Below are 16,048 nucleotides of genomic sequence, written 5' to 3'. Positions count from 1 at the left end.
CGAGAGATCGCGCCTAGGACTACGAAAATGGCGAACGAACATCCTGCCAACACCACCGGTGCCGTCGAGAACGACATCCGCGGCGTGCTCATCCAGGTCGCCGGCGGGCGCCTGCTGCTGCCCAACGCCACCATCGCCGAAGTGCTTTCCTACGCCGAGCCGGATGCCATCGCCGATGCGCCGGACTGGTTGCTGGGCCGCATCCGCTGGCGCGGCTGGCAGCTGCCACTGATCGCATTCGGCCGCCTCTCGGGGCTGGCCAACGAACGCGGCGGGCTGGGCAGCAAGGTGGTCGTGCTGCGTGCGCTGGGCGGCAATCCGCGCTCGCCGTACTTCGCGCTGCTGACGCAGGGCTTCCCGCGCCTGGTCACGGTGTCGCGCGATACGCTGATGGTCGTCGACGACCACAACCCGCTGCCCAACGGCGTGCAGGCGCGCGTGCTGCTCAACGAGGACGCCGCATTCCTGCCGGACCTGGGCGTGATCGAAGAGCAGATCGGCCTGGCGCTGGCGCAGGCGGCTTGAGCAAAGCGACCGCGCCTCGCTACGCCTCCGTCGACGCCCTGCGCGGCGTCACCGTCGCGGCGATGTTGCTGGTGAACAATCCCGGCGACTGGGGGCACGTCTACGCGCCACTCGAACACGCCGTCTGGCACGGCTTCACGCCGACCGACCTGATCTTCCCGATGTTCCTGTTCATCGTCGGCGTGTCGATCGCGCTGGCGCTGATGCCGCGCGTGGAACGCGGCGACGACCCGAGCGCGCTGACGAAAACCGTGCTCGTGCGCGGCGCGCGCATCGTCGGCCTGGGTCTGCTGCTGCACCTGTGCGCGCTGTGGGCATTCGACGTGGCGCACTACCGCGTGCCGGGCGTGCTGCAACGCATCGGCCTGTGCTTCGCGGCGGCGGGCGTGCTCGCGCTGTACACGTGGCCGCGCACGCAGTGGCTCGTATTCGGCGCGCTGCTCTTCGGTTACGGCGCGCTGCTTGCGGCGGGCGGGAGCCTGGAGCCGTTCGTGAACATCGCCAGCCGCATCGACCACGCGCTGCTGGGCGTGCACGTCTATCAGCTCGATGCGGCGACGGGACGCGGTCACGATCCCGAAGGCCTGGTCAGCACGCTGGGCGCATTGGCGACGACGTTGCTGGGCCTGCGCGCGGGCGATTGGCTGCGACGCGGCGACCGTCGCGCATTGTGGATCGCAGGCTTGATCGCCATGGCCGCGGGCCTGGCATGGTCGCTGTGGCAACCGCTCAACAAGAACCTGTGGACGCCGTCCTACGTGCTGTGGACGGGCGGCATCGCCTGCTGGGTGATGGCGGTGTTCCATTCGCTGATCGACCTGCGCGGCTGGCCGCCGCTGGGTCGCGCGTTCGGCGTGAACGCCATCGCCGCCTACGCGGGCTCGGCCTTCATGCTCTATGCGCTGGCCGGCCTGGGCTGGCTCGATCCGCTGTACCAGCACGCGTTCGCCGGCTGGATGACGCCGCGCTTCGGCCCGTTCGTGCCATCGCTGGCCTATGCGCTGGCGTTCGTCGCGGTGTGGTGGATCGTGGTGCGCGTGCTGGATGCGCGGCGCATCTACTTCAAGATCTGAGCGGGCGTTCGACGACGCGATGGAATTCATCCGACGCTTCCACGATCCGGACGACCTCGACCGCTTGCGTGAGCGGCTTCGCGACAAGGGCATTCCTACCTACGTGGCTCAGGGAGGTTCGCGTGCCGCACGGTTCTGGTCGCTGTTCGCCTGCATCGACGAACAGGCCGACGACGCGCGCCGCGTGTTGCGCGATCCCGCGCACGAGCCTGCATACAAGGTCGACGCAACGGCGTTCGAGGCGACGCTCCAACACGACGACACGTCGCTCCTGGCGCGCTGGGCCACCATCGTCGCGATCGCGGTGTTCCTCGGTTTCGCGGCGCTGATGCTGCTCGTCGTGCGGCTTTCGTAAGCGGTTCCGACCGGGGCAGCGGAACTGGACGGAATGCCGTCAGCCGCGCTGCCAGGACAGCATTTCTGCCGCCTTTGCCGTTCATCTGCCGGCCTCGCGGGCCTGTCCTGCCGGGCAGCAGTACTTGCGTTGTCTCCAGTCTGGAGGGCCAACCTGGAGGGTCGATCATGTACTCCATGTCTTCGAGGATCCGGAGATCGCGCGTCGCCGCACGCCTCACGCAGGCGGAACTCGCGAGGCGGCTGGGGGTGCAGCGCAGCGCCGTCACGCAGTGGGAGCGCGACGCCGGCACGCACCCCAGCGTCGCGCACCTGGCGCAGATCGCGTGCGAGACGCAGGTGTACTTCGAGTGGCTGGCGACGGGACGCGGTGAATCGCACCCGGAGGCGGGCGCGCTCGACACCGCCGTGACCATGCAGGACTACGCGCGCGACGACGTCGAAAGCCGCGCGTTGGAGAGCCTGCGCCGCGTCAGCGGGCACAAGCGCGAGGCCGTCGTGCGCGTGATCGAGCTGCTGGCCGGCTGAAAGCGGTGCGCGTGCGCTTCGCCGCGCTGTCCGGATAGCAGGACTGAGCGCAGCCTGGCCACGAAGGCTGTCCGCCGCACGTGCATCGCCGCTGCGGCCGATACGGGTGGGGAAGGGCAGTAGCGCTTAACGCATCGGCCGCGAAGGCACAGGCCTGTGCTGCGAAGGTCGCGCGTTCGCTGGAACAGACGACCCGCATGGACGTCGGTTCGACGAATCCGTGCGACGGGTGTGGAGAGGACGACGCAGGGACGCGACCGCACCCGTCGCCGTCACGCGGCGCGGGGCAGGGCGATGACGGAAGCGCCCGGGCCCGCAGGGAATGCCGCGCGTGGATGCATCGCCGGGGCGCGGAGTTCGCCCCGGCGGTGCGGAACGGGAGCGGCGCGCGCATCGGCGCCGCTTCGATGCCTCAGGCGAAATCCCCGAAGCGCGCCTGCAAGGCCGCGATGGCCGCCAGTCCGGCCGTTTCCGTGCGCAGGATGCGCGGGCCCAGTCGCAGCCCATGGAATCCGCTCGCGCGCAGTTGCTCGCGATCCTGCGGCGACCAGCCGCCTTCCGGGCCGATGGCGAGGTACACGGGCTGGGATGCATCGAACGCCAGCGTGCCGAACGCGAACTCGCCGTCGGGATCGAGGATCAGCCTTGTTCCACCGGTCTCGAGCGACCCCAGCGCCGCCGCCAGCGACACCGGTGCGGCGACGTCCGGCACGAACGCGCGTCCGCTCTGTTCGCACGCCGACGACACCACGCTGCGCCAGTGCGCCAGGCGCTTCTCCGCGCGTGCTTCGTCCAGCTTCACTTCGCTGCGCTGCGACCACAGCGGATGGAACGCGGTCGCGCCCAGTTCCGTCGCCTTCTGCAGGATCAGGTCCATCTTCTCGCCGCGCGCCACGCCCTGCAGCAGCACGAGCTTCAACGACGATTCGCGCGACACCGATTCGGCCGAGTCGATCGCCACGCGCAGCTCGCGCTTGCTCATCGCGACGATGCGCGCGGCGTAGTCGTGGCCGTCGCCATTGAACAGCACGCAGGCATCGCCCACGCCCAAGCGCAGCACGCGGCCCAGGTGGGCGGCGGCGCTTTCGGGCAGGGCGATCTCCGCGCCGGCGCGCAGCGGTTCGTCGACATGGACGCGGGTCAGGCGCATGCGGCCTCCTCGATGGCGTGGTCGATGGCCGCGCGCGTGGTGTCGGCAAGCAGGCGCAATGCGTCGTCGTCGACGCAGTACGGCGGCATCCAGTACAGCACGTCGCCCAGCGGACGCAGCAGCACGCCGCGTTGCAGGGCGGCGCGGTAGGCGCGCAGGCCGATGCGCGCGGCGGCATCGAAGGGCGTGCGCTTGTCGCCGTTCTGCGTCAGCTCGAACGCGACGATCATGCCGGCCTGGCGCACGTCGGCGACGTGCGGGTGATCGCTGAAGGGCGCCGACAACGCGGCCATGCGCGCGGCGGTTCCGCGGTTGCGCGCGATCACGTCGTCCTCCTCCAGGATCGACATGGACGCGAGCGCCGCCGCGCACGCCAGCGGATTGCCGGTGTAGCTGTGCGAATGCAGGAAGGCCTTCTCGCGCGAATCGTCGAGGAAGCCGTCGTAGATGGACTGCGTCGCCAGCACGGCCGCCAGCGGCAGCGCGCCGCCGGTGAGGCCTTTCGACAGGCACATCAGGTCCGGCTGCACGCCCGACTGCTCCGATGCGAACAACGTCCCGGTGCGGCCGAAACCCACGGCGATCTCGTCGGCGATCAGGAACACGCCGTGCGCATCGCACAACTCGCGCACGCGCCTGAGGTACCGCGGATCGTGCATGCGCATTCCGCCGGCGCACTGCACGCGCGGCTCCATGATGAGCGCGCAGACCTCGCCGGCATGGCGTTCCAGCAGCGTCGCCAGCGCATCGGCGGCGCGCTGCGCGCGATCGGCGGGCGATTCGCCCGGCTCGCACAGGTAGGCGTCGGGCGAGGGCGCGAACAGCGCTTCGGCCAGCAGCGGCGCATACACGCGGCGGTAGAGCGGGATGTCGCCGACCGCCAGCGCGCCCAGCGTTTCGCCGTGATAGCCGTTGTCGAGCGCGATGAACTTGGTGCGTCCTTCGATGCCGCGGTTGCGGAACCAGTGGAAGGCCATTTTCAGCGCGACTTCCACGCCCGCCGAGCCGTTGTCGGCGTAGAACACCTTCGCCAGCGGTTCGCGGCCCGCCTCGCGCGGGGCGATGGCGAGCAGCTTCTCGGCCAGCTCCACCGCCGGCGCGTGCGAGACGCCGGCGAGGATCACATGTTCGAGCGTGGTGGCCTGCCGGGCGATGGCCGCGGCGATGCGCGGCTCGGCGTGGCCGAACAGGTTGGTCCACCAGCTGCTGATGGCATCGAGGTAGCGACGGCCGTCGCGTCCGACCAGCCAGGCGCCTTCACCCCGTTCGATCGGGAGCAGGGGAAGGGTGTGGGGGTGTTCGCGCATCTGCGTGCACGGGTGCCAGAGCACGGCGAGGTCGCGCTCGCGCCAGGTGTCTGCGACGGCGTCCGCGTCGGCGCGCGCTATGATGTTGTCGAATCGCTGCATCCCGCCATTCTAGCCCCGCACACCGGGCCGGCCCGGGCCGAGGTCCAGATGTCCGCCGCAGTACGCGGGCATCCAATGCCGAGCGCCACGCGGGCCAGCATCCCTTCCGGAATCCCGCATGTCGCGTCGCCTGCCCACCATCCATCGCATCACCGAACACGATGCCGGACCGTACCGGCTCGAACGCCTCGACCTGGAGTTCGCCAACGGCGAGCGCCGCCATTACGAGCGCTTGCATGGACGCGGCCACGGCGCGGTCGTGGTGGTGCCGATGCTGGACGATGAGACCGTGCTGCTGGTGCGCGAGTACGCGGCCGGCGTGCACCGTTACGAACTGGGCCTGGTGAAAGGCCGCATCGACGCCGGCGAGACGCCCGTCCAGGCCGCCGACCGCGAGCTGAAGGAAGAAGCCGGCTACGGCGCGCGCGACATCCAGGTGCTGCGCGCGCTCACGCTGGCGCCCACGTACATGAGCCACCAGGCGCACCTGGTGCTGGCGCGCGATCTCTATCCCGAGCGCCTGCCGGGCGATGAGCCGGAGGAACTCGAAGTGGTGCCGTGGAAGCTCGATCGTCTGCACGAGCTGATCCTGCGCGAGGACTTCTCCGAAGGCCGCAGCATCGCCGCCCTTTTCATCGCCCGCGAATGGCTGAGGACGCACACGCAATGATTCCTGCCGCACTGCGCGAGGAGGTGATCGCGCTGGCGCACGACGCCGCTTCCGCGATCCTGGGCATCTACGACAGCGAGTTCGCCGTCCAGCACAAGGACGACGATTCGCCGCTCACCGCCGCCGACCTGGCCGCGCACCGCTGCATCGTCGATGGACTGGCGCGCATCACGCCGGACATTCCCGTGTTGTCGGAGGAATCCGCGCACGAAGTGCCGACGGCGATGCGCCGCCAGTGGTCGCGGCTTTGGCTGGTCGATCCGCTCGACGGCACGCGCGAGTTCGTCAAGCGCAACGGTGAGTTCACGGTGAACATCGCGCTGATCGAGGACGGCGTGGCCGTGTTCGGCGTGGTGCAGGCGCCGGTGACGGGCGAGCTGTGGCACGGCGGCGCCGAGCTGGGCGCGTTCCTTCGCAAAGGCACGCAGGAATCGGCATTGCACGTCCGCGCGCCGGCGACCGCGCCGCTGCGCGTGGCCGCCAGCCGTTCGCACCGCGACACGCGCACGCAGGCCTTCATCGACCGCATGGGCGAGACGGAGCCGTTGGGGCTGGGTTCGTCGCTCAAGTTCTGCAAGCTCGCCGACGGCACGCTCGACGTGTATCCGCGCTTCGGCCCGACCAGCGAATGGGACACCGCCGCCGGCCAGTGCGTGCTGGAAGGCGCGGGCGGCGCGGTGCTGGATCCGCAGGGCCGACCGTTCCGCTACAACCAGCGCGAGCGGATCCTCAACGGCGACTTCGTCGCGTTGGGCGATCGGTCGCTGCCGTGGCAAGAATGGATCACTTCCTGATCCAGCTGCGCGCGCCATGCCCATCACATTGATCATGCTTGTTGTCGTGCTGATACTCATCTTGGGACCGACGCTTGTTGTCGGGCGCTCGCATCTGGCTGCACAGCAGTCCGGATGGCGTGCGGCGGCGGAAGCAGTCCTCGTCCTCTTGGCCGGTATCTTGTTCTTCGGTTGGTACGGCGTGTCCGTGGCTTTGGTGTATTGGATGCTCCGCACCGAGTGGCTGGACAAGAAGAAGGACGCCCAGGCGCATGCCATTGCCGATAAAGCAGCACCGCAGGACGGCATTGGATGACGTACTGTTCGGGTTCGCTTCCCTGACTCCGTGAACTGCGATGACGTCACTCAGTAGCTTCGATTTCCGTGATGTCCATACCCTTTTGAACATCATGGCCCGCCTGCGCGACCCGAACGGCGGGTGCCCGTGGGACCTGGAGCAGGACTTCGCCACGATCGCGCCGTACACGATCGAGGAAGCGTACGAAGTCGCCGACGCGATCGACCGCGGCGACCTGGTCGATCTGAAGGACGAACTGGGCGACCTGCTGCTGCAGGTGGTCTTCCATGCGCAGATGGCGAACGAGCAGGGCGCATTCGCGTTCGGCGACGTGGTCGCGGCGATCTGCGACAAGATGGTGCGCCGGCATCCGCATGTCTTCGGCGATGCGTCGGTCGAGGACGCGGACGCGCAGACCGTCGCATGGGAAGAACAGAAGCGCCGCGAGCGCGAGGCCAGCGGCCATGAGGACCGTTCCGCGCTCGCCGGCATCGCGCGCGGCCTGCCCGAGTGGCAGCGCGCGGTGAAATTGCAGAAGCGCGCCGCGCGCGTGGGCTTCGACTGGCCCGACGTCACGCCGGTGATCGCCAAGCTGCACGAGGAGATCGACGAGGTGCGGGTGGAGTTCGCTGCACTGGACGCCGATCCGCAGGACGCCGCGGCGCGGGACCGGCTGGAGGACGAGATCGGCGATGTGCTGTTCGTCTGTGCCAACCTTGCGCGTCATGCGCAGGTGGACGTGGGCGCGGCGATGCGCCGGGCGAACCTCAAGTTCGAGCGCCGCTTCCGCGCGATGGAGGCGCTGGCCGAGGCCGACGGGACCCCGCTTGCCGGGCTTTCGCTGGAAGCGCAGGATCGCCTCTGGGATCGCGCCAAGGCCGCCGAAAAGGCCTGAGCGGTCAGGCCACGGAGGACGACATGTCGCGCTTCGCCAGCTTCCGCGAGTTCTACCCGTTCTACCTCAGCGAACACAGCCACCGCACCAGCCGGCGACTGCATTTCATCGGCAGTTGCGGGGTGCTGGCGCTGCTGGCGACCGCGATCGTGCAGCGCAATGCGTGGTGGCTGCTGGCGGCGCTGGTGTGCGGCTACGGTTTCGCCTGGGTCGGGCACTTCTTCTTCGAGAAGAACCGGCCGGCGACGTTCAAGCACCCGTTCTATTCGTTCGTCGGCGACTGGGTGATGTTCAAGGACATCTTGAGCGGGAGGATACGGTTCTGATTTCTGTTTTCCCTCTCCCCTTTCGGCGACCGAAGGGAGTGCAGAGCTGAGAGGGACAGGCCGCCGAATGCGGCCAGGGAGAGGGGGCACAAGTCCGCGCTGCGCGCGCCCTCTTCCGCCCGTCGGCACCTTCTCCCGCAAGGGGAGAAGGCCAACACCGGACCTCACTCCAGAAAGATCAACCACGCCGCCACCGCGATCAGCGCGAAGCCGGCCCAGTGGTTCCACTTCAGCGGCTGGTCCAGGTACCAGGCCGAGAAGCCCGCGAAGACCAGCAGGGTGATGACCTCCTGCATGCCCTTGAGCTGGGGCGCCGAGTAGACTGAGCTGCCCATCCGGTTGGCGGGCACCATCAGGCAGTACTCGAAGAACGCGATGCCCCAGCTGGCGAAGATCGCCAGCATCAGCGGCGCGGACTTGTACTTCAGGTGCCCGTACCAGGCGAAGGTCATGAAGATGTTCGAGCCCAGCAGCAGGGCGATGGGGAGGATGCGGTCCAGGGGCATGAGAAGGAATCGCTAGGGTTTCGTTCAGGTTTTGTGGTGGGCCTTCACGGTCCCTCCACCGGCGGCCCGGCAGCCTTCACAAAGCTGAAGCGTCGGGAGGGTTTTTGCATGCAGGGTACCGGAACAAGGGACGGCGGCCTGGTCCTCATTGTCGAAGACAACCGCAACATCTCGGAAATGGTCGGCGAATACCTCGAAGGCCGGGGGTTCGAAGTCGACTATGCCAGCGACGGCCTCGACGGTTATCGCCTGGCGACGGAGAACAACTACGACGTCATCGTGCTCGACTTGATGCTCCCGCGCATGGACGGCGTGGAGCTGTGCAAGAAGCTGCGCGAAGAGGCCCGCAAGTCCACGCCGGTGCTGATGCTCACCGCGCGTGACACGCTGGACGAGAAGCTCACCGGACTGGGCGCCGGGGCCGACGATTACCTGACCAAGCCGTTCGCGATCCAGGAACTGGAAGCGCGCCTGCGCGCCCTGATCCGCCGCGAGCGCCGGCAGGTCGGCGGCGAAGTGCTGAAGGTCGCCGACCTGGTGCTCGATCCGGCCAGCCTGCGCGTCACTCGCGGCGGCAGCGAGTTGCAGCTCTCGCCCATCGGACTTCGCCTGCTGACGATCCTCATGCGCGAATCGCCGCGCGTGGTCAGCCGGCAGGAGATCGAACGCGAGATCTGGGGCAACGGGCTGCCCGACTCGGACACGCTGCGCAGTCACCTCTACAACCTGCGCAAGACCATCGACAAGCCGTTCGACAAGCAGCTGCTGCACACCGTGCAGAGCGCGGGTTATCGCGTGGCCGACATATCGCAGCCGCCCGAGTAGGCGGCGCGGGAACGCCATGGCGCACGGACTTCCGCGCAGGATCAAACTTGCGTTCATCACGCAGGCGTTGATCGGCAGCATCGTGATCACGGTGGGCATCCTGCTCACCGGCATCGTCGTGCGCCAGAAGGTCGTGGAGCAGCGCGTGGCGCAGGAGGCGGCGGCGTTCTGGCGCGCCTACGAACAGGACCCGACGCATCGGCTGCCCAGCAGCTCGACGATGTCGAGCTACCTGGTGATCCCGGGCAACCTGCAACCGCAACTGCCGGCCGAGCTGCGCGACGTCACCGGCACGGGCGTGCAGCGCCTGCCGGAAAGCGGGCGGCTGGTCTACGTCGACCGCCGACCGCAGGGCACCTTGTACCTGATCTTCTCGGCGTGGCTGGCGGACCAGTCGGTGTTGTTCACCGGCCTGGTCTCGCTGTTGCTGTCGCTGGTGACCAGCGGCGTGCTGATCTGGCTGACGTACCGCACGTCCAAGCGCATGGTCACGCCGGTGAGCTGGCTGGCGAACCAGGTCGCGCACTGGGACCCGCGCGATCCCGATGCCAGCGCGATCGCCACCGCGCACCTGCCGGCCGAGGCGGGCGATGAAGTGCGCAAGCTCTCGCGCGCGCTCACCGGGTTGTCGCAGCGCGTGGGCGATTTCGTCCAGCGCGAGCGCAACTTCACCCGCGACGCCAGCCACGAACTGCGCACGCCGCTCACCGTCATCCGCGTCGCCACCGATCTGATGCTGGCCGACAACGAGAACAGCCCGCGCACGCGGCGTTCGCTTTCGCGCATCCAGCAGGCGGGGCGCGACATGGAGGCGGTGATCGAGGCCTTCCTCATCCTCGCGCGCGAGGCCGACGTGGCGCCGCAGAGCGAGGAGTTCGAGGTGCGCGACATCGTGAGCGCCGAAGTGGATCGCATCCGCCCGTTGCTGAGCGATCGCCCGGTGAGCGTGAGCCTGCACGACGAAGGCGCCCCGCGCCTGATCGCACCGCCGCACGTGCTGCGGGTAATGGTCGGCAACCTGCTGGGCAACGCGGTGCGGTTCACCGAATCGGGCGAGATCGAAATCCGCCTGATGCCCGACCGCGTGGTGATCCGCGACAGCGGCATCGGCATGTCGCCGGAAATCCTGGCCAAGGCGTTCGACCCGTTCTTCCGCGCCGATTCGGCCGACAGCGACGGCAAGGGCATGGGGTTGTCGATCGTGCGACGCCTGGGCGAACGCTTCGGCTGGCCGGTGAGCCTGGCCAGCGCGCCGGGGCAGGGCACGACGGCGGTGATCCGCTTCGCGCGTTGATCGCCCCGCGACGCGAACGTGCGTTCGTGCATCCTTAACGTTGGCCGCCGGTGGCGGCCGTGACACGATCCTCCAATGAACGAATCGGCGCCGCGGTTGTCAACGCAGGCGCCCCCGGTGCGTTTGCGCCGGCAGAACCCTTGAAGCGAGCCTCATGAGCGCAGCCCGCCCGTCGTCCCGCAACGCCCGCAAGCCCACGCCCTGGATCCGCCATGGCATCGCCGCCGCCGTGGTGCTCGCCGTCGTGGCGGGCGGCGTCTATTTCTATCGCCAGCGCGGCGCGGAAGCCTCCGCCGGGGCCTATCGCACCGTGCCGGTGGAACGCGGCGACATCCGCGTCGCGATCTCCTCCACCGGCACGCTCAGCGCGATCTCCACCGTCACCGTCGGCAGCCAGGTGTCCGGTCAGGTCACCGACGTACTGGTGGACTACAACGACGAGGTGAAGAAGGGCCAGATCATCGCCCGCATCGACCCGAAGACCTACGAGGCACAGATCGCCCAGGGCAACGCGCAGATCGCCAGTGCGCACGCCTCGCTCAACCAGGCGCAGGCGACGCTGCTCAACGCCGAGCTGGACTACAAGCGCAAGGCCGACCTCGGCGCGCGTCAGCTGGTCGCGCGCAGCGATGTCGACCTGGCGAAGGCCACGCTTGACCAGGCCCGCGCACAGGTCAACGCGGCGCAGGCCTCGATCCGCCAGCAGACCGCGTCCACGCAGACCACGCAGGTGAACCTGGATCGCACCGTGATCCGCTCGCCGGTGGACGGCGTGGTGCTCACGCGCAGCATCGAGCCCGGCCAGACGGTCGCGGCCAGCCTGCAGGCGCCGGAGTTGTTCACCATCGCCGAGGATCTGGCGAAGATGAAGATCGAACTGGCGGTGGACGAGGCCGACATCGGCCAGGTCAAGGCCGGGCAGAACGTCTCCTTCACCGTCGATGCGTTCCCGGACCGCCAGTTCCGCGGCACCGTCGAGCAGGTCCGCCTGTCGGCCACGACGACGAACAACGTGGTGACTTATCCCGTCGTCGTCACCGTCGACAACAGTGACGGCACGCTGCTGCCGGGCCTCACGGTCAACGCCGAAATCGAAGTCAGCCAGCGCGACGACGTGCTGAAGGTCTCCAATGCCGCGCTGCGCTACAAGCCCGCGGATGCCGGCCAGAACGCACCGGGCGCGGCGCCGCAGGCCGGTGGCCCGCGCGGCGGCACGGGCATGCTGGACGATCTGACGCGCACGGCCACCGCGATGAAGTTGAACGCCGACCAGCAGGCGGCCTTCGACACCGCGATCGAGGCCGTCCGCGCACGCCAGGCCGCGCGCCAGGCGCAGGCGACGCAGCAGGGCGGCGGCAACCGCCTGTTCGGTGGCGGTGGTGGTGGTCGCGGCGGTCCGGGCGGCATGGTGGTGATGGGCGGCCCCGGTTCTGGCAACAACCAGGCGCAGATGCGTCAGCGCATGGCCGAGCGCTTCAAGGAAGACTTCGGCACCTTCCGCGCTTCGCTCGACGACGCGCAGAAGAAGCAGTGGGACGCCACGCTGTCGGGCCTGTTCAACGCCAAGCGCGTGCAGCTCTACAAGCTCGACGGCGGCCAGCCCGTTGCGGTGACCGTGCGCCTGGGGCCCAGCGATGGCACCAGCACGGAGATCTCCGGCGGCGGCCTGAAGGCCGGCGACCCGATCGTCACCGGCGAGAAGGCGCGCGAATGAGCGGGACCCGCGACGACGCAATCGGGCGCACGGCGCGCGCGCCGGCGGCGACGCCGGTCATCCTCACCCGTGCGCTGTGCAAGACCTACTCCGCGCACACCGAGGCCGAAGTGCAGGCGCTGCGCGACGTGGACCTGCGCATCGACCGCGGCGAGTTCGTCGCGATCATGGGGCCGTCGGGCTCGGGCAAATCGACCCTGATGAACCTGATCGGCTGCCTGGATACGCCCACCTCGGGCAGCTACGAATGCGACGGCGTGGACGTGTCCACGCTCGACGCCGAGGAACTGGCGACGCTGCGTCTGGACAAGATCGGCTTCGTCTTCCAGGGCTTCAACCTGCTGCCGCGCATGAGCGCGCTGGACAACGTGGCGATGCCGCTGGGCTACGCGCGCGTGCCGCCGCACGAGCGCATCGAGCGTGCGCGCGAGGCGCTGGTCGCGGTGGGCCTGGGCGAGCGCGTCGGCCATCGTCCGAGCGAACTCTCCGGCGGTCAGCAGCAGCGCGTGGCGATCGCGCGCGCGCTGATCAACCGGCCGCCGATCCTGCTCGCCGACGAACCCACCGGCGCGCTCGACAGCAAGACCGGCGAGGAGATCCTCGCGTTGTTCAAGCGGCTGCGCGACGAGGACCACACCGTGGTGCTGATCACCCACGACGCCGACGTGGCCGCGCACGCCGACCGCATCTACGTGATGCGCGATGGCCAGATGCATGAAGAGCCGGGATTCGGGAGTCGGGATTCGGGATTGGGAGAAGCGCCATGACGCTCCTGAGCCCCGCTTTTGCGAATCCCGAATCCCGAATCACGAATCCCGGCCACACACCATGAACTTCTCCGACATCCTGCGCACCGCCATCTACGCGTTGCGCGGCAACTGGATGCGCAGCGCGCTGACTTCGCTGGGCGTGATCATCGGCATCGCGGCGGTGATCGTGATGGTGTCGGTGGGGCAGGGCACGCAGCAGGAAATCGACAAGATGGTCTCCGGCCTGGGCTCGCAGCGCCTGGACATCAGCCCCGGCGCGGGCCGTGGCGGTGGCGGCGTGCGCATGAGCTCGGCGAGCTTTTTCACGCTCAATGAGGGCGACGTCGACGCGATCCGCAGCGAGATCCCCGAAGTGCAGTACGTCGCCGGCGCGCTGCGCGGCAACACGCAGGTGGTGTACGCGGAGAACAACGCCTCCACCAGCTGGCAGGGCGTGCAGGCGGACTTCTTCGACATCAACGGTTGGGTGATCGCCAACGGCCAGGGCTTCGATGCGCAGGACTACACCAGCGCAGGCAAGACCGTGATCCTGGGCGAAACGGTGCGGCGCACGTTGTTCGGCGACGAGCCGGGCATCGGTCAGACGATCCGCCTGGGCCGCGTGCCGTTCACCGTGGTCGGCACGCTCAAGCCGAAGGGGCAGGGCGGGTTCGGCCAGGACCAGGACGATGTGGTGATGGTGCCGCTGGAAACCGCGCGCCGCCGCCTGATGGGCGCGATGGGCCTGCCGTCGGGCGCGGTGATGCAGATCGCGCTGACCGTGTCCGACGCGAAGGACCTGTCCTACGCGCAGGGCGAAGTGGAGGGCCTGCTGCGCCAGCGCCATCGCATCAAGCCGGGCGAGGAAGACGACTTCAACGTTCGCAACATTTCCGAGATCGTCGCCACGCGCACGGCGACGACGCGGCTGATGTCGCTGCTGCTCGGCGCGGTGGCGACGATCTCGTTGATCGTCGGCGGCATCGGCATCATGAACATCATGCTGGTCTCGGTGACCGAGCGAATCCGCGAGATCGGCCTGCGCATGGCGGTCGGTGCAGGTCCGGCGGATGTGCGCCGGCAGTTCCTCGCCGAGGCGATGTTGCTTTCGCTGGGCGGCGGCGTGCTGGGCATCGTCATCGGCGTGGCGGGCGCGCTGCTGGTCGGGAAGTTCAGCGACCTGCCGGTGGCGCTCAACGGCCAGGTGATCGCGCTGGCCGCCACGTTCTCGATCATGACCGGCCTGTTCTTCGGCTATTACCCGGCGCGCAAGGCTTCGCAGCTGGATCCGATCGAGGCGTTGCGGCAGCAGTAGCCGTTGTGCACTACTTCGAATCGAGCGCCGCCTTGACGAAGAACGGGTACAGCTGGCCATCGATCCTGCGCAGCAAGTGTGCCGACGAACGCTTGCTGCTTTCCGAATTCTGGAATTCGTAGGCGTCCATGTACAAGCGGGCCAGAAGTTCCTCACGCAGGGAATGGCACGACGCCCGAGCCGCAGTGATCGCCTCTTCCGCCAGCGATGTCTTGCGCGCGTACTTGCTGGAGTTTTCGATCATGCATTGGTAGTACGCCCATTCGGGCGCCTCCGGCGGTGGGGGCGTGTAGTCGCCCGCGCCCACGACGAGCAAGGTTACGAGAATGGGATGCATGACTCGGGCTCCTTGGGTGTGGGGGCCGGCGCGCGCGTGGAATGCGCCGTAACCTGAGCGGGTTGTTCGTCTGCGCTTGGCGAAATCACTCGTTGCGCGAAGGCTGCCAGCATCGGGGGTGGCGGTGAGCCGCGGCCATCGGATATGTCTGAAAAGCCTCCTCAGACGCTATTCTCGAGGGCCCTGATCACGGTCTCCGCTCGCATGCGCCTGTTCATCCCGATGCTTGCTCTCATCGCCATGACCTTCAACGCTCACGCCGCCGAATCCTCCGCCACGCCGAAGACGGCGCTGGTCATCCACGGCGGCGCGGGTTTCGTGCCGAAGGACGCGATCAGCGACGAGGAGCGCCGCGCCTACCATGCGGCGTTGAACCGCGCGCTGGACGCCGGCAACGCCGTGCTGCAGCGCGGCGGTTCCGCGCTCGATGCGGTGACCGCCGCTGTCGTGGTGATGGAGGACGCGCCGCAGTTCAACGCCGGCAAGGGCGCGGTGTTCAACGCCAAGGGCGGGCACGAGCTCGACGCTTCGATCATGGAAGGGCACACGCGCCGCGCGGGCGCCGTGGCGGGCGTCACGACAATCAAGAATCCGATCAAGCTCGCGCGCACGGTGATGGAGAAGAGCCCGCACGTGATGCTCGCCGGTGGCGGAGCGGAAGCCTTCGCGGACGCGCATCCGGAGATCGAACGCGTGCCCAACAGCTACTTCGACACCGACAAGCGTCGCCAGCAGCTGGAGAAGGCGCAGCGCGAGGAAGCCGCCAAGGGCAAGCGCGAGGCGTACAACGGGACGATGGAAGCGCCGACGTATTTCGGCACCGTCGGCGCGGTCGCCCTGGATGCGCAGGGGCACATCGCCGCCGCCACCAGCACCGGTGGCATGACCAACAAGAAGTGGGGCCGCGTGGGCGACGCGCCGATCATCGGCGCGGGTACCTGGGCGGACGACCGCTGCGGCGTGTCGGGCACGGGCTGGGGCGAGTTCTACATCCGCAACGCGGTCGCGCACGACATCTGCGCGCGCATGGCGTATCGCGGCGATTCGCTCGAGGTCGCCGCGAACGAGGTGGTGAACAAGGTCGTGCCGGCCGCGGGCGGCGACGGCGGCGCGATCGCGCTGGACAAGGACGGCAACATCGCGATGCCGTTCAACAGCGGCAGCATGTTCCGCGGGTGGATCAAGCCCGATGGCAGTCGCGGGACGGCGATTCACGAAGGCGAGTGAAGGCTACCGTCATCCCGGCGTAGGCCGGCATCACGCCTGCCACCGCATCTCGTCATTCCGGCGGACGCACAGCCGCACCA

19 protein-coding genes are annotated in these 16,048 nt (G+C 68.5%); 15 read left to right on the top strand and 4 right to left on the bottom strand.

Annotation, left to right across the window (positions count from 1 at the left end; translation table 11 throughout):
• The first annotated feature begins 27 nt into the window (after positions 1 to 27).
• The 4 genes from JI752_RS04845 (at position 28) to JI752_RS04830 (ending at position 2,480) form a co-directional block, all read left to right on the top strand.
• A complete protein-coding gene (locus tag JI752_RS04845) occupies positions 28 to 525 on the top strand; it encodes a chemotaxis protein CheW (RefSeq protein ID WP_216959983.1) in 498 nt (165 codons plus the stop codon).
• Positions 522 to 1,598, top strand: coding sequence for a heparan-alpha-glucosaminide N-acetyltransferase domain-containing protein (locus tag JI752_RS04840; protein WP_216959980.1), 1,077 nt, complete (start codon positions 522 to 524; stop codon positions 1,596 to 1,598). The genes JI752_RS04845 and JI752_RS04840 overlap by 4 nt, the downstream gene beginning before the upstream one ends.
• Positions 1,599 to 1,617: 19 nt before the next feature.
• The gene (locus JI752_RS04835; RefSeq protein ID WP_216959977.1) at positions 1,618 to 1,953 is read left to right on the top strand and encodes a hypothetical protein; all 336 of its coding nucleotides are present in this window, start codon (positions 1,618 to 1,620) and stop codon (positions 1,951 to 1,953) included.
• Between the two features lie 176 nt (positions 1,954 to 2,129).
• Positions 2,130 to 2,480 carry a helix-turn-helix domain-containing protein gene (locus JI752_RS04830; RefSeq protein WP_254200186.1) on the top strand — a complete coding sequence of 117 codons (351 nt, stop codon included), beginning with the start codon at positions 2,130 to 2,132 and terminating at the stop codon, positions 2,478 to 2,480.
• A gap of 412 nt (positions 2,481 to 2,892) precedes the next feature.
• On the opposite strand, the gene JI752_RS04825 is transcribed toward JI752_RS04830, so the two are convergent.
• Both JI752_RS04825 and bioA read right to left on the bottom strand, forming a co-directional pair.
• On the bottom strand, positions 2,893 to 3,630 hold the full coding sequence (locus tag JI752_RS04825) for a 16S rRNA (uracil(1498)-N(3))-methyltransferase (RefSeq protein ID WP_216959971.1): 738 nt from the start codon (positions 3,628 to 3,630) through the stop codon (positions 2,893 to 2,895).
• Complete coding sequence (gene bioA / locus JI752_RS04820; RefSeq protein WP_216959970.1) at positions 3,621 to 5,039, bottom strand: adenosylmethionine--8-amino-7-oxononanoate transaminase; 1,419 nt, start codon at positions 5,037 to 5,039, stop codon at positions 3,621 to 3,623. Before bioA ends, JI752_RS04825 begins: the two co-directional genes overlap by 10 nt.
• Positions 5,040 to 5,157: 118 nt before the next feature.
• Here bioA and nudE point away from each other — a divergent pair, with 118 nt between their 5' ends.
• The 5 genes from nudE to JI752_RS04795 are packed head-to-tail and all read left to right on the top strand — an operon-like array spanning position 5,158 to position 8,001.
• Positions 5,158 to 5,709, top strand: coding sequence for an ADP compounds hydrolase NudE (nudE, locus tag JI752_RS04815; protein WP_216959967.1), 552 nt, complete (start codon positions 5,158 to 5,160; stop codon positions 5,707 to 5,709).
• Complete coding sequence (gene cysQ, locus JI752_RS04810) at positions 5,706 to 6,503, top strand: 3'(2'),5'-bisphosphate nucleotidase CysQ (RefSeq protein ID WP_216959964.1); 798 nt, start codon at positions 5,706 to 5,708, stop codon at positions 6,501 to 6,503. The genes nudE and cysQ overlap by 4 nt, the downstream gene beginning before the upstream one ends.
• A gap of 16 nt (positions 6,504 to 6,519) precedes the next feature.
• The gene (locus JI752_RS04805; RefSeq protein ID WP_216959961.1) at positions 6,520 to 6,798 is read left to right on the top strand and encodes a hypothetical protein; all 279 of its coding nucleotides are present in this window, start codon (positions 6,520 to 6,522) and stop codon (positions 6,796 to 6,798) included.
• Between the two features lie 40 nt (positions 6,799 to 6,838).
• Complete coding sequence (mazG, locus tag JI752_RS04800) at positions 6,839 to 7,675, top strand: nucleoside triphosphate pyrophosphohydrolase (RefSeq protein WP_216959958.1); 837 nt, start codon at positions 6,839 to 6,841, stop codon at positions 7,673 to 7,675.
• Between the two features lie 23 nt (positions 7,676 to 7,698).
• Complete coding sequence (locus tag JI752_RS04795; protein WP_216959956.1) at positions 7,699 to 8,001, top strand: DUF962 domain-containing protein; 303 nt, start codon at positions 7,699 to 7,701, stop codon at positions 7,999 to 8,001.
• Positions 8,002 to 8,165: 164 nt separating this feature from the next.
• Here JI752_RS04795 and JI752_RS04790 read toward each other — a convergent pair whose 3' ends face one another.
• Positions 8,166 to 8,507 (bottom strand): DMT family protein, encoded by a 342-nt coding sequence (locus tag JI752_RS04790; protein ID WP_216959953.1) that lies wholly within the window; start codon positions 8,505 to 8,507, stop codon positions 8,166 to 8,168.
• A 108-nt stretch (positions 8,508 to 8,615) separates the two neighbouring features.
• On the opposite strand from JI752_RS04790, the gene JI752_RS04785 reads away from it, so the two are divergent.
• From JI752_RS04785 to JI752_RS04765, 5 genes are all read left to right on the top strand, one after another.
• A complete protein-coding gene (locus JI752_RS04785; protein ID WP_115843669.1) occupies positions 8,616 to 9,332 on the top strand; it encodes a response regulator transcription factor in 717 nt (238 codons plus the stop codon).
• A 16-nt stretch (positions 9,333 to 9,348) separates the two neighbouring features.
• Complete coding sequence (locus tag JI752_RS04780) at positions 9,349 to 10,626, top strand: HAMP domain-containing sensor histidine kinase (protein WP_216959950.1); 1,278 nt, start codon at positions 9,349 to 9,351, stop codon at positions 10,624 to 10,626.
• A gap of 154 nt (positions 10,627 to 10,780) precedes the next feature.
• Entirely contained in the window at positions 10,781 to 12,340 is a 1,560-nt protein-coding gene (locus tag JI752_RS04775) for an efflux RND transporter periplasmic adaptor subunit (protein WP_216959947.1), read from the top strand.
• Positions 12,337 to 13,107 (top strand): ABC transporter ATP-binding protein, encoded by a 771-nt coding sequence (locus JI752_RS04770; protein ID WP_216959945.1) that lies wholly within the window; start codon positions 12,337 to 12,339, stop codon positions 13,105 to 13,107. The genes JI752_RS04775 and JI752_RS04770 overlap by 4 nt, the downstream gene beginning before the upstream one ends.
• 61 nt (positions 13,108 to 13,168) lie before the next feature.
• Positions 13,169 to 14,404, top strand: coding sequence for an ABC transporter permease (locus tag JI752_RS04765; RefSeq protein ID WP_216959942.1), 1,236 nt, complete (start codon positions 13,169 to 13,171; stop codon positions 14,402 to 14,404).
• A gap of 10 nt (positions 14,405 to 14,414) precedes the next feature.
• On the opposite strand, the gene JI752_RS04760 is transcribed toward JI752_RS04765, so the two are convergent.
• Entirely contained in the window at positions 14,415 to 14,741 is a 327-nt protein-coding gene (locus JI752_RS04760; RefSeq protein WP_216959940.1) for a hypothetical protein, read from the bottom strand.
• 204 nt (positions 14,742 to 14,945) lie between these two features.
• On the opposite strand from JI752_RS04760, the gene JI752_RS04755 reads away from it, so the two are divergent.
• Positions 14,946 to 15,968: an isoaspartyl peptidase/L-asparaginase gene (locus JI752_RS04755; protein WP_216959937.1), complete on the top strand. Its 1,023-nt coding sequence runs from the start codon at positions 14,946 to 14,948 to the stop codon at positions 15,966 to 15,968.
• The last annotated feature ends 80 nt before the right edge of the window (positions 15,969 to 16,048 follow it).

It is taken from the genome of Lysobacter sp. MMG2, assembly GCF_016735495.2.
Classification (GTDB): Bacteria; Pseudomonadota; Gammaproteobacteria; order Xanthomonadales; family Xanthomonadaceae; genus Lysobacter_J.
This window is presented reverse-complemented; position numbering and strand designations above follow the sequence as displayed.